Annotated in this window: 9 protein-coding genes and 1 pseudogene; 4 read left to right on the top strand and 6 right to left on the bottom strand. The window is 72.1% G+C overall.

Features of this window, described 5'->3' with window-relative positions; all coding sequences use genetic code 11:
• Window positions 1–192: 192 nt before the first annotated feature.
• On the top strand, window positions 193–2,118 hold the full coding sequence (locus ACZ6TB_RS39745) for a penicillin-binding transpeptidase domain-containing protein (protein WP_465564015.1): 1,926 nt from the start codon (window positions 193–195) through the stop codon (window positions 2,116–2,118).
• Window positions 2,119–2,728: 610 nt separating this feature from the next.
• On the opposite strand, the pseudogene ACZ6TB_RS39740 reads toward ACZ6TB_RS39745, so the two are convergent.
• From ACZ6TB_RS39740 to ACZ6TB_RS39725, 4 genes and pseudogenes are all read right to left on the bottom strand, one after another.
• A pseudogene (locus ACZ6TB_RS39740) lies at window positions 2,729–3,622 on the bottom strand (arginase family protein); the annotation flags it as partial.
• A 12-nt stretch (window positions 3,623–3,634) separates the two neighbouring features.
• The gene (locus ACZ6TB_RS39735; protein ID WP_465564012.1) at window positions 3,635–4,570 is read right to left on the bottom strand and encodes a tetratricopeptide repeat protein; all 936 of its coding nucleotides are present in this window, start codon (window positions 4,568–4,570) and stop codon (window positions 3,635–3,637) included.
• Window positions 4,571–4,955: 385 nt separating this feature from the next.
• Complete coding sequence (locus tag ACZ6TB_RS39730; RefSeq protein ID WP_465564009.1) at window positions 4,956–6,629, bottom strand: acyl-CoA mutase large subunit family protein; 1,674 nt, start codon at window positions 6,627–6,629, stop codon at window positions 4,956–4,958.
• Window positions 6,630–6,674: 45 nt separating this feature from the next.
• Window positions 6,675–7,859, bottom strand: a complete 1,185-nt coding sequence (locus ACZ6TB_RS39725; RefSeq protein ID WP_465564007.1) for an FAD-dependent oxidoreductase — start codon at window positions 7,857–7,859, stop codon at window positions 6,675–6,677.
• A gap of 53 nt (window positions 7,860–7,912) precedes the next feature.
• Here ACZ6TB_RS39725 and ACZ6TB_RS39720 point away from each other — a divergent pair, with 53 nt between their 5' ends.
• Window positions 7,913–8,509 carry a PadR family transcriptional regulator gene (locus ACZ6TB_RS39720; RefSeq protein ID WP_465564004.1) on the top strand — a complete coding sequence of 199 codons (597 nt, stop codon included), beginning with the start codon at window positions 7,913–7,915 and terminating at the stop codon, window positions 8,507–8,509.
• On the opposite strand, the gene meaB is transcribed toward ACZ6TB_RS39720, so the two are convergent.
• Both meaB and ACZ6TB_RS39710 read right to left on the bottom strand, forming a co-directional pair.
• Window positions 8,496–9,449 (bottom strand): methylmalonyl Co-A mutase-associated GTPase MeaB, encoded by a 954-nt coding sequence (gene meaB / locus ACZ6TB_RS39715; protein WP_465564001.1) that lies wholly within the window; start codon window positions 9,447–9,449, stop codon window positions 8,496–8,498. The genes ACZ6TB_RS39720 and meaB overlap by 14 nt on opposite strands.
• Window positions 9,446–10,627 (bottom strand): acetyl-CoA C-acetyltransferase, encoded by a 1,182-nt coding sequence (locus tag ACZ6TB_RS39710; protein WP_465563999.1) that lies wholly within the window; start codon window positions 10,625–10,627, stop codon window positions 9,446–9,448. Before ACZ6TB_RS39710 ends, meaB begins: the two co-directional genes overlap by 4 nt.
• A gap of 47 nt (window positions 10,628–10,674) precedes the next feature.
• Here ACZ6TB_RS39710 and mce point away from each other — a divergent pair, with 47 nt between their 5' ends.
• The gene (gene mce / locus ACZ6TB_RS39705; RefSeq protein ID WP_465563996.1) at window positions 10,675–11,136 is read left to right on the top strand and encodes a methylmalonyl-CoA epimerase; all 462 of its coding nucleotides are present in this window, start codon (window positions 10,675–10,677) and stop codon (window positions 11,134–11,136) included.
• A gap of 256 nt (window positions 11,137–11,392) precedes the next feature.
• Complete coding sequence (locus ACZ6TB_RS39700; protein ID WP_465563993.1) at window positions 11,393–12,706, top strand: DivIVA domain-containing protein; 1,314 nt, start codon at window positions 11,393–11,395, stop codon at window positions 12,704–12,706.
• Window positions 12,707–12,906: the final 200 nt, after the last annotated feature.

Genomic DNA, 12,906 nt, shown 5'->3' with positions numbered 1-12,906 from the left:
CACGACACTGTGGGTTCGAACTTGTCGCCCACAGCGTAGAACGGGCCGGGCATCCCGGATCACACCCGTGGTGGGATCGGTCCGATCCACGGCAAATTTGCGGTACGTCACCCCTACCGGGTCCACGGAACGGGCGCGACTTTATTACCGTTCCGTAGCATCGCTTCCGGTGTACCCGGGAAAGGGGAGCTCATGCGTGACCGTCGTGACTCGACGCGCTGGCGCGCGGCCACCTTCGTGGCCACGTTGACGCTGGTCGCCGGCGGCCTGGTGGCCTGTTCCAAGGATGGGCCGGACGGCACGGTCAAGGACTTTCTGGCGGGCTGGCGCAGCGGCGACCTGAGCGCGGTCGGGTTCGTCAGCGCCGACGGCGGCAAGGTCTCGGCCAACGACGTGGTGGAGCAGTTGCACGCGCTCTCCGGTGACCTGGCCAAGCAGTCGCTGGTGTTGACCACGGTCGGCGACCCGAAGGTGACCGGGGACATCGCCTCCAGCACGATCAAGCTGGACTGGACGCTGCCCGGGGGCGCGCCCTGGTCGTACAACAGCACCGTCCGCCTCACCAAGCAGAAGAGCGACGGGTGGCGGGTGATCTGGGAGCCGGCGATCGTGCAGAGCGAGCTGGCCGCCGGCGACAAGCTGGGCGTCCGCCGGCTCGCGACCAAGCGCGCGGCCATTGAGGACGCGTCCGGGGAGGCGATCGTGACGCCGCGGCCGGTGGTCACCGTCGGGATCAGCCCGCAGAAGATCAAAAACTTGGCACAGTTGCAGAAGGACCTGGCCGCGGCGTTCAAGAAGATCAAGATTGACGTCGACATGTCCAACCTTGCCGATCGCGTGAAGAACGCCGACGAGGGCGCGTTCATCGACCTGGTCACGCTGCGCCGGCCGGACTACGACAAGATCCGGGACACCGTACGGCCGCTGGCCGGCACCGTGTTCCGCGAGGAGAACCGCAGCCTCGCACCCACCCGCGCCTTCGCCCGGGCCCTGCTCGGGACGGCCGACGAGGCGACCCGCGAGGACATCGACGCCAACCCCGAGGCGGTCGCGCAGGGTGACGTCGTCGGGCACGGCGGTCTCCAGCAGCGGTACGACACGACGCTGCGCGGCACGGCCGGGGTCTCGGTGGTGATCGCCCGCGAGGCCGCGGACGGCACGGTCAGCGACGCGCAGCTCTACAGCACCAAGCCGGTCGACGGGAAACCGATCAAGGTCACCCTCGACACCAAGGTGCAGAACGCCGCCGACGCCGCCCTGGCGACCCAGAAGCAGCCCAGCTCGCTCATCGCCATCAAGGTGAGCGACGGGTCGATCCTCGCGGTCGCCAACGGCCCCGACGGCGGCACGGTCGACACGGCGCTCACCGGCCAGGTCCCGCCCGGATCGACATTCAAAACCGTTTCCGCGTACGGGTTGTTGCAGCAGAAAGCCGTCACGGCGGCGACCCCGGTCGACTGCCCCGCGACCGCGACCGTGGACGGGCGGGAGTTCAAGAACTCGGGCGGCGAGGAGTTCGGGAAGGTCCCGTTCCACGTCGACTACTCGAAGTCGTGCAACACGGCGTTCGTCGGGCTCTCGTCGAAGCTGGGCGCCGACGGCCTGCACAGCGCGGCCTCGGCGCTCGGTCTCGGCGGCCAGTGGGACATGGGCATCGAGTCGTTCAGCGGCAAGGTCTCGCCCGCCGACACCCCGACCGAGCTCGCCGCCGCGACCTTCGGCCAGGGCGCGACGGCGGTCAGCCCGGTCGCGATGGCGAGCGTGGCGGCGGCGGTGGCCCGCGGCCAGTTCAAGCAGCCCAAGCTGGTGATCGATCCGGCGCCCGCGAAGCCCGCGGCGGACGGCGCCAAGCTGGACGGCGGCGCCGTGACGGCGTTGCGGTCGATGATGCGCGAGGTGGTGACGAGCGGCACCGGCACGGCGCTGCGCACCGTCAAGGGCGCCCCCGTCTACGGCAAGACGGGCACGGCCGAGTTCGACGAGAAGTCGAAGGACACGCACTCGTGGTTCATCGGCTACCAGGGCGACGTGGCGTTCGCCGTGATGGTCCAGAAGGGCGGCGCCGGCGCCGACGCCGCGGTCCCGTTGGTGGCGAAGTTCCTGAACGCCCTGAACTGACCCGTTAGACGACGTCGGCCGGCGAGCCCGACCCGACGTCGAAGGCCGGCCGCTGCACGGGAAGCGTGAACCCGTCGGCGGCCGGCAGCTCTTCGGCCGGGCGCGGTCGCAGCATGCCGGGGCGGGTCGCGGGCAGGGGTTCCGAGTCGAGCAGGGGGTTCTGCCCCAGCGGCCGGGACGCCAGGCGGGCCGGCTTCTCGCGCTCGACCACGGCCTTGGGCTCGGCTACGGCTTCGGGTTCCACGACCGCTTCCGGCTCCGGAGCGGTTTCGGCTTCCGGCTCGACGATCGCTTCTGGCTCGGCTTCCGGCTCCGCTTCGAGGCCGGTTGCCGCCTTGATCTCGTCGGCCGGCTCGGGCTCGTCGGCCAGTTCGGGCTCGTCGGCCGCCTCGGGCTCGTCGGCCGGCTCAGGCTCGTCGGCCAGCTCAGGCTCGTCGGCCAGCTCAGGCTCGTCGGCCAGCTCAGGCTCGTCGGTCACCTCAGGCTCGTCGGCCAGCTCAGGCTCGTCGGCCGCGACCGCGGCGGCGGCGTGCGCGGGCCTCGGGGTGGTGCTCAGGTCGGCCCGGGCGGCGATCAGATCGGGCCGGGGCACGACCCGCCGGGCGACCGCCAGCCCCGCGGCCACCGTCGTGGTGATCTCGGCGGCGTACTCGCCCTCGGGGTCGTAGTCGGGATCGAAAACGGTGATCTCGACGCCCAGGCAGTGCGGCGACTCGACCAGGCCGGCCAGCAGCAGCTCGAGCTCGGGGAACGCGATCCCGCCCGGCGAGGGGGCGTCCACCGCGGGCATCACGGCCGGGTCGAGGACGTCGACGTCCACGTGCACCCAGTAGCCGGCGCAGTCGACCAGCTGGTCCCGGGCCCACTGGGCGGTGCGGGCGGCGCCCTCGGCCCGCAGCGCCGGGACCGGGCGGGTCACGATGCCGGCCGCCTGGAGATCGAGCCGGTACTCGTCCTGGGCGCGGATGCCGAGCACCACCACGTCGATGTCGCGGAAGTACGGCCGGCGGCCCTCGATCGACGCCAGGTCGGCCTGGCCGCGGCCGGTGACCAGCGCCAGGTCCTCGCCGGCGGCCGCGCCCACGTACGACGCGTTGCCGGGGTGGCGGAAGTCGGAGTGGCCGTCGACGAAGACCAGGCCGATGCGGCCGCCGACGGCCTCGCCCAGGCGGTGCATGGCCAGACCCGAGCCGAGCAGGATCGAGCAGTCGCCGCCGAGGATGACCGGGAACTCGCCGGCGTCGAGGATGCCGCCGATGCGGTCGGCCAGCCGGCGCGAGTAGGCCGCGATCTGGGCCGCGTGCGCCACGCCGTCGCCGGGTCGCCACTCGCCGGCGTCGTAGCGCGGCGGCGTCAGACAGCCGGCGTCGCGGGCGCCGAGCTGGGTGAGCAGGCCGTGGTCACGGAGGGCTCCGGGCGCCTTGGCGCAGCCGGGCACCGACGTCGCGGTCGGCGGACGCAGACCGAGGTTGGACGGTGCGTCGAGGACTGCGATCCGGCGCACGGAGCCTCCCGCCTAGAAGAGCGCGCTGGCCAGCGCTCGGCGCGCCCCGGCGACCGCGGGATCGTCCGGGCCGGCCACGCTGAACAGTGACAGCAGATGCTTGCGTACGGCGTCTCGGTCGTCGCCCGCGGTGCGCTTGACCAGCACGACCAGCCGGTCGTACGCCAGGTCGGCCTGCCCGGAGAGCACCTCGACGTCGGCCGCCAGCAGCTGGGCCTCGATGTCGTCGGGGTCGGCCGCGGCCTTGGCCAGCGCGGCGGCCGGGTCGGCCCCGCTCACCCGGCGGTAGAGCGAGACCTGGGCCAGGCCGGACTCGGCGGCCGCGTCGGTGGGCGCCTCGGCGAGGATCTTCTTGTACGCCTGCTCGGCCGCGTCGAGGTCACCGACCATCAGCGCGTCGTCGGCCGCGTCGAGCCGCGGGTCGGCGGCCGCCTCGACCTCGATGCCACCGGCCTTGAGCACCGCGTCCACGTACTGCTTCACCTGGTGCTCGGGGAGAACGCCGGTGAAGCCCTCGACGAGCTGCCCGCCCACGACCGCGACCACCATCGGGATGCCCTGCACGCGCAGCGCCTGAGCCAGCCGCGGGTTCGCGTCCACATCGACCTTGCCGAGCACCCAGGAGCCGCCGCCGGCCTGCGCGAGCCGCTCGAGCACGGGCGAGAGCTGCTTGCACGGCTCGCACCAGTCGGCCCAGAAGTCGAGGATGACCGGCGTGCTCAGGGAACGCTCGAGGACGGCCGACTGGAAGTTGGCCTCGTTGACTTCGATGATGGTCTCGGGCCCGCCGCTGCCCGGGAAGCCCGCGGGCGCGCCGTCAGCGGGCGCGGCCGGCGAGGCAGCCGGACGGGTCGGCGCCGCCGAGGATGCGGGGGCCGGGGAGCGCAGCGCGCTGAGATCGACCGCGCCGCGGGTGTAGATCGACGGAGTGGTCCGTGGGTCGCTCATGGTTACCTAGTCTCGCACGCTGACAAGGCGGTTCGCCGTGCCGCGGGGCGGCCGATATCGGACGTCACAACCGCACGTCACCCAGATACTCGACGCCGTCGCCCGCTTGCGCAAGATCCCGGGCGGACCGCGCGTGCCAGATCACCGGCCGCGTTGTGGACAGCTCCGGAAAATTGTCGTAGGCGGCCCCTAAAGTCACCCCACCCACTGAACGGGGTGGGGTGGCGACGGCGGGGTGGGGTGGCGACGGCGGGCGGGGGGCGACGGCGGGCGGGGGGCGACGGCGCGGTGGGGTGGCGACGGCGAGGGGCGACGGCGCAGAGGGGTGACGGCGGGCGACGGCGCAGAGGGGTGACGGCGTGCGGCGGCGAACGGCGCAAACAGGCTAGAACCGGGCAGGCTCCCGATAGATCCCCCACTCGCCCTTCAGCGCGCCGCAGATTTCGCCCAAGGTCGCTTCCGCGCGGGCGGCTTCGAGCATGGCGGGGATCATGTTCTCGTCGGTGCGGGCCACGGCCACCAGCTGATCGAGAGCGGCTTTCACCCGTACGGAATCCCGGGCAGCCCGCCGATCGCCCAGCTCGCGCTTCTGCACCAGCTCGACCTCGTGGGAGACCCGGAGGATCTCCAGATCCTTCGTGACCGTGCCGGTGTGCGCGTTGACGCCGACGATCCGCTTCTCGTCCTTCTCCAGCGCCTGCTGGTAGACGAACGCCGCCTCGGCGATGTTCGCGGTGAACCAGCCGTCCTCGATGCCGCGCAGGATGCCCGACGTGATGCTGCCGTCGGTGCCCAGCTCGCGGATGCGGGCGAAGATCTCCTCGGCCTCGGCCTCGATGCGGTCGGTGAGCGCCTCGAGGTACCAGGAGCCGCCGAGCGGGTCGGCCACGTTGACCACCCCGGTCTCCTCCATCAGCACCTGCTGGGTGCGCAGGGCGATCTCGGCCGACTCGTCGGTGGGCAGCGCGAGCGTCTCGTCGAGGGCGTTGGTGTGCAGCGAGTTCGTGCCGCCGAGCACCGCGGCCAGCGCCTCGACCGCCGTGCGCACCACGTTGTTGACCGGCTGCTGGGCGGTCAACGAGACGCCGGCGGTCTGCGTGTGGAACTTCAGCCACAACGCCTTCTCGCTGGTGGCGCCGTAGTCGTCGCGCAGGTGCCGGGCCCAGATGCGGCGCGCCGCCCGGAACTTGGCGATCTCCTCGAAGAAGTCGATGTGCGCGTCGAAGAAGAACGAGAGGCCGGGCGCGAACTGGTTGACGTCGAGCCCGCGGCTGAGCCCGAGCTCGACGTAGCCGAAGCCGTCGGCCAGCGTGTACGCCAGCTCCTGCGCGGCGGTCGAGCCGGCCTCGCGGATGTGGTAGCCGCTGACCGACAGCGGCTTGTAGCGCGGGATCGACGAGGCGCAGTACTCCATCAGGTCGCCGATCAGGCGCAGGTGCGGCTCGGGCGCGAAGAGCCACTCCTTCTGCGCGATGTACTCCTTGAAGATGTCGGTCTGCAGCGTCCCGTCGAGGCGGGACAGGTCGGCGCCCTGCCGCTCGGCCGCCACCAGGTACATGCAGAAGACCGGAACGGCCGGCCCCGAGATCGTCATGCTGGTCGTGACGGCCTGCAGGTCGATGCCGCCGAACAGCACGTCCATGTCGGCGGCCGAGTCGATCGCGACGCCGCAGTGGCCCACCTCGCCCAGCGACTGCGGCTCGTCGGAGTCGCGGCCCATCAGCGTCGGCATGTCGAAGGCGACGCTCAGCCCGCCGCCGCCGGCCGCCAGGATCATCTTGTAGCGCTCGTTGGTCTGCTGCGCGTTGCCGAACCCCGCGAACTGGCGGATGGTCCAGGTGCGTCCGCGATAACCGGTCGGATAGAGACCACGGGTGTACGGGAACTCGCCCGGCCACCCGATGCGATCGAATCCCGGGTAGGCGACGCCGTCGGGTGGCCCGTAGACCGGGTCGACGGTCGCTCCGGAGAGCGTGGTGAAGTCGGCCTCCCGCTTGCGAGAGGCGTCGTAGCGCCGTTGCCAGCGCTCCCGGCCGGCGGCGATGTCGGCAGCATCCATGCGGCCCATCGTACGGGTTTCCTGAACGATCCCTAAGGCCTCTCGTCACACCCGATGGTCGAGAATCCAGGCCTGCGGATTTCCCTTGCGGTAGGCGAGCTTGAGAAACGCCGGGAACATCGCGTCGCGGATGGCGGCGCCGACCGGGCCGGCCGTCTTGCCGCTGCCGTTGCGGCGACCCTGGGCGACCACCTTCTCGACCCGGGAACGGCGAGTTTGCTCGTACGCGTCGAGCGCCGTCGCGATGTCGTCGGAGGCGGCCAGGCAACGACCCAGCACCACCGCGTCCTCGATGGCCATCGACGCGCCCTGGCCCGCGGACGGCGCGACCGCGTGCGCGGCGTCGCCGGCCAGCACCACCCGGTCGGAGTGCCACACCGGCACCCGGCGCAGGTCATCGGTGTTCCACGGGCCGATCGCCACGTCGGTGGCCCGGATGATGGCGGCCGCGGGCAGGTCGTCGCCCTCGAACAGGCCGATCAGGTGGGCCCGCCAGGACTCGGGCGTGTAGTCGCCGGAGCGCGCCGGGCGCTCGCTCGGCGGGTTGGCGAACCACCAGACCCGGCCGTCGGGCGCGACCGCCCAGCCGAAGAAGGACTTGCGGCCGAAGGCCATGTGCATGAGGCCGGGCGTGCGGTCGAGGTCGGCGTCGACCGGGCGGTCGGTGAATCCACCGGTGTTGAGCAGGCCCAGGTACGTCGGCTCGGGCCCGCCCGGATTGAGCAGCTCCCGGGTCCGGGAGCGCAGGCCGTCGGCGCCCACGAGCAGTTCGCCTTCGGCGGTGGTGCCGTCGGCGAAGCTCGCCGCCACCACGCCCGCGGAAAGTGAGGCGTAGCCGGTCAGGCGCTTGCCGTACTCGATCGGGATGCCACGCGCGGCGACGGCCGCGCGCAGGGAGTTGTAGAGATCGGCCCGCCGGATCGTGGTGGTGACGGTGCCGTCGGCGGTCGGGCCACCGAGCGGCAGCACGGCCAGCCGGCGGCCCGCGCCGTTGGACATGGCCAGTTGCGGGGTGGGGAAGCCGGCCGCCAGCACGCGGGCCGGGTCGAGGTCGAGGGCGCGCAGCGCGGTCAGGCCGTTGACGGCGACGGTCACGAAGGCGCCGCGGACGTCGTCCTCCCCCTCGGCGCGGGTCTCGAACAGGCGCGGCGCCAGGCCGGCGCGGTGCAGGGCGATGGCGGCGACGGCGCCGGCGATCCCGCCGCCGGCCACGAGTGCAGTCTTAGTCATAAGCTGACTATGCATACTATGACTATGCTTCGTCAAGCCCGTAAGCTGATCACATGGGAGAACCGCGCCGATCGACGCTGACGATGGTGTTGCTGGCGCTGCTGACCGAGGCGCCCATGCACCCGTACCGGATGCAGCAGGTGATCAAGGAGCGGGGACAGGACCAGCTCGTCAACGTGGCCCAGCGCAACAGCGTCTACCAGGCGCTCGACCGCCTGGTGCGGGACGGCCTGGCCCGGCCCACCGCGACCACGCGGGAGGCGGGCCGGCCGGAGCGGACGGTCTACGAGATCACCGGCGAGGGCGCCGCGACGTTCCGCCGCTGGCTCACCGACATGCTGCCGGCGCCGGCGCGCGAGTTCCCCGAGTTCCCGGTCGCGCTGGCGTTCCTCGCCCCGCTCGCGCCGGCCGAGGTGCAGGGGCTGCTCGAGACCCGGATCGAGGCCCAGGAGGCGCGGGTGCGAGCGATCCGGGAGCAGGCGCCGCCGGGCATGCCGCGGCTGTTCCTCATCGAGGACGAGTATCGGGCGGCCATGCTCACGGCCGAGATCGCCTGGCTGCGCGGGGTGGTGGACGACCTCGAGGCGGGCCGGCTCACCTGGGACCTGGAGCTGATCCAGCGGACGCTGGCCGCGTTTACAGGCCCTTGATCAGCTCGTCGGCGGCGGCGTAGGGGTCGAGCTCCCCGGCCGCCACCGCGGCGGCGAGCGCGCTCAGCGCCGTACCGTCGCGGAGGTTTCCGATCCGGGCCCGCAGCGTGCCGAGCGCGATCGCCTCGACCTCCACCGCCGCCCGCCGTTCGCGGCGGTCCTGGAGATTTCCGCTGGACTCGAGCCAGCCGCGGTGCTTCCCGATCGCCGCCAGCACCTCGTCGATGCCCTCGCCGCGCACCGCCGTGGCCCGCACGACCAGCGGCCGCCAGTCCCCCGGCGCGCGCTCGCCGAGCCCGAGCATCCCCTGGATGTCGCGGTAGGTGGCGTCGGCGCCGGGCCGGTCGGCCTTGTTGATCACGAAGACGTCGGCGATCTCGAGCACGCCGGCCTTGACCGCCTGGATCGCGTCGCCCATGCCGGGCGCGAGCAGGACCAGCGTCGTGTCGGCGAGCGAGGCGATCTCCACCTCGGCCTGGCCGACCCCGACGGTCTCGACCAGGATCACCTCGCAGCCGGCGCCTTCCAGCACGCGTACGGCCTGGGGAGTGGCCGCCGCCAGACCGCCCAGCTGGCCCCGGCTCGACATCGACCGGATGTAGACGCCGGGATCGGTGGTGTGCTCCTGCATCCGCACCCGGTCGCCGAGGATGGCGCCGCCGGTGAACGGGCTGGACGGGTCGACGGCGAGCACGCCCACCCGCTTGCCCGCCGCGCGCAGGGCCCGGACCAGCTCGTTGGTGGTGGTCGACTTGCCGACGCCGGGCGAGCCGGTGAGGCCGACCACCTGGGCGTGGCCGGCGTAGGGCGCGAGCGCCGCGGCCACCTCGGGCAGCGCGGGATCGCCGTTCTCGACCAGGCTGATCAGCCGGGCCACCGACCGCGGATCGCCGTCGCGCGCCTTGGCGACCAGCGTGGGCACGTCGTGCCGACGACTCACTCCGCGGGAACCTTGATGATCAGCGCGTCGCCCTGACCGCCGCCGCCGCAGAGACCGGCCGCACCGAGGCCGCCGCCGCGGCGCTTGAGCTCGAGCGCCAGGGTCAGCACCAGGCGGGCGCCGGACATGCCGATCGGGTGGCCGAGCGCGATCGCGCCGCCGTTGACGTTCACCACGTCGTCGCCGACGCCGAGCTCGCGCGCCGATTGGAGGACGACCTGGGCGAACGCCTCGTTCATCTCGAAGAGGTCGATGTCGTCGACGGAGAGGCCGGCCTTGCCGAGCGCGTGCTTGATCGCGTTGGCCGGCTGGGACTGCAGCGAGCTGTCGGGACCGGCCACGTTGCCGTGCGCGACGATCTCGGCGATCCAGGTCAGGCCGAGCTCCTCGGCCTTGGCCCGGCTCATCACCACGACCGCGGCGGCGCCGTCGGAGATCGGCGAGGCGCTGCCGGCGGTGATCGTGCCGTCCTGGGCGAACGCCGGGCGCAGCTTGGCCAGCGACGCGGCGGTCGCGTCGGGCCGGACGCCCTCGTCGGTGTCGACGACCACGTCGCCGCCGCGCTGGGCGAGGGTGATCGGGGCGATCTCGTCGGCGAAGTGGCCGTTCTTCTGCGCGGCGGCGGCCCGCTGGTGGCTCAGCGCCGCGAACTCGTCCTGCTCCTCGCGGGTGATGCCGAGCTTGGCCCCGCTGCGCTCGGTGGCCTCGCCCATCGCGATGCCGTCCCACGGGTCGGTGAGCCCGTCCCACGCCATGTGGTCGTGCACGGCCACGTCGCCGAACTTGGTGCCCTGACGCTGGTTGATCAGGTGCGGCGCGTTGGTCATCGACTCCATGCCGCCGGCCACCACGACGTCGAACTCGCCGGCCCGGATCAGCTGGTCGGCCAGGGCGATCGCGTCGAGGCCGGAGAGGCACACCTTGTTGATCGTCACCGCCGGGGTGGTCATCGGGATGCCGGCGAGCACCGCGGCCTGGCGGGCGGTGATCTGCCCGGCGCCGGCCTGCAGCACCTGGCCCATGATCACGTATTGCACCTGGTCGGGCGCGACGCCGCCGCGAGCGAGGGCGGCCTCGATGGCGTGGCCGCCGAGCGCGGTGCCGGGGAGCGACTTGAGGTTGCCGAGCAGGCGGCCCATGGGCGTGCGGGCGCCGCTGACGATTACCGAGGTGGTCACGGTTGATCGCTTTCGTCCTGAACGGTGGTTCAAGTAAGACTAGTGGGATGACCGAGGCCGCACCTAACTCCCCTGTGAATGTCACATTCCTTGTTGTCGACCTCCTGCGGATAGATCACGTCGGGATCGCCGTCGCCGATCTCGACGCCGCCAAGGCCTTCTACGCGGAGACCTTCGGCATGCGGGTGGTGCATGAAGAGACGAACGAGGAGCAAGGCGTACGCGAGGCGATGCTCGCGGTCGGCGACGGCGCCGGTCCGAAGCTCCAGCTGCTCGCCCCGGCCCGGCCCGACTCGGCGATCGCGAAGTTCCTCGACCGCAGCGGCCCCGGCCTGCAGCAGCTGGCGTACACGGTGGCCGACGTCGAGGCGGCCTCGGCCGCACTCCGGGCCCGGGGGCTGCGGCTGCTCTACGACACCCCGCGGCGGGGCACGGCCGGCTCGCGGATCAACTTCGTCCACCCCAAGGACGCGGGCGGAGTTCTGGTGGAATTGGTGGAACCCGCCTGATTGCTCCGTCTTCCGGGTGAATCCTCCTGACGGACGGCCCGGTGGCCTGGCAGGATCGTGCACATCGAGGGGCGCGACCGCGCCGCCGGGTGCCCGAACCCCGGATACAGCAGGTGACGGCCCGGCGAGCGTCCGCCGCCGGGTGGCCGGGGCCGTCCGGCCGAAAGGCTTACGGCCAGCTCAAAGCTGATCTACGTGTCTTTTCCGATGCCGGTCCGCTCTTGCGTGGCAGGTGCGTCTTCGCCAGGATGGCCCAATGCCTCAGCAGCAGGATCAGAACTTGGCATTTTTCGACGGTGCGAACTCGCAGCACGACTTCACCGTCGTCCTCCGCGGCTACGACCGCGGACAGGTTGACGCTCACCTGGGCCGGCTGGTCGCCGCGCTCAACCAGTCCGAGCAGGCCCGTGGTGAGGCCGAGCAGCGGATGAACGACGCGCAGCGCCGGCTGCGCCAGGCCGAGCAGCGGCTGAACGCGGTGGAGCAGAAGCTCGCCGACAGCAACAAGCTGCTCGAGGAGAACAACCGGCCGACGCTCTCCGGGCTGGGCACCCGGGTCGAGCAGATCCTGCGGCTGGCCGAGGAGCAGGCGAACGAGCACCGCAACGAGGCGAAGCGGGAGTCCGAGGGCATCCTCTCGGCGGCCCGGCTCGAGGCACGCGAGATCACCGACAAGGCGCGCGCCGAGGCCGCCGCCATGAAGGCGACCGCCGAGCGCGAGTCCGGCCAGGTGCGCACCCACGCCGAGCGGGAGGCGGCCGAGGCCCGCGTCCAGGCCCGGCGCGAGGCCGACACGCTGCGGTCCGACGCCGACCGCGAGACCAAGCAGTTGCGCACGGTCACCGCGCACGAGGTCGCCGAGCTGAAGTCGACCGTGGAGCGCGAGGTGGCGTCGCTGCGCGCCACCGCCGAGCGGGAGATCACCCAACTGCGGGCCAAGGCCTCCCGCGAGGCCGAGGAGAAGCGCGCCGAGGCGACCAAGCTGCTGACCGACGCCCGCGACAAGCGCGACAAGGACCTCCAGGCGCTCTCCCTCGAGATCGCCGAGCGGCGGGAGAAGGCCGAGCGCGAGGAGTCGCAGCGGCACGCCGCCCAGGTCAGCGCCACGCAGAAGATGGTGTCCGAGGCCGAGGAGCGCGCCCGCGCCGCCGAGGACCGCTCCAAGGAGATCTCGCAGCGCGCCGAGCAGCGCCGCGTCGAGTCCGAGCGGAACGCCAACGAGACCACCGAGAAGGCCCGCGCCCTCTCCGAGAAGACGGTCACCGAGGCTCGCGCCGAGGCCCAGCGCCTGATGAGCGACGCCCGTACCGAGGCCGAGCTGACCACCCAGGCGGCCAAGCGCGAGGTGGAAGACCTGACCCGCCAGAAGGACGCGGTCACCAACCAGCTCGGGCAGATGCTCTCCGGCCTCTCCGGCCTGGTTCCCGGGGTCGGTGGCGCGACCGCCAAGCCCAGTTCCGGGGCGGCCGGCGCCGAGGCGGCCAAGGCCGAGGCTCCCACCCAGCGGACTCCCGAGGCCGACAAGAACGGCGCCGGAGACAAGCCGGTACCAGCGAAGACCAATTCCTGAGTCGTTCGCCACTGACCGCTCCGGTTGCGCCATCCTCTGCTGTGCGCGACGGTGGTTCGGTCGGCCGCTACGCACACGATCCGGGCCGTATCGGAGTTTCTCCGGTGCGGCCTGAGTCGTTGTGGCGCGCGTAGCCTTGCTCCTACAAGCCGGCTAAGACAAATCACAACTAGACGCATACTCCGGCCAGGACGGTGTGT

This window comes from Actinoplanes sp. NPDC051537 (genome assembly GCF_055586105.1).
This window is presented reverse-complemented; position numbering and strand designations above follow the sequence as displayed.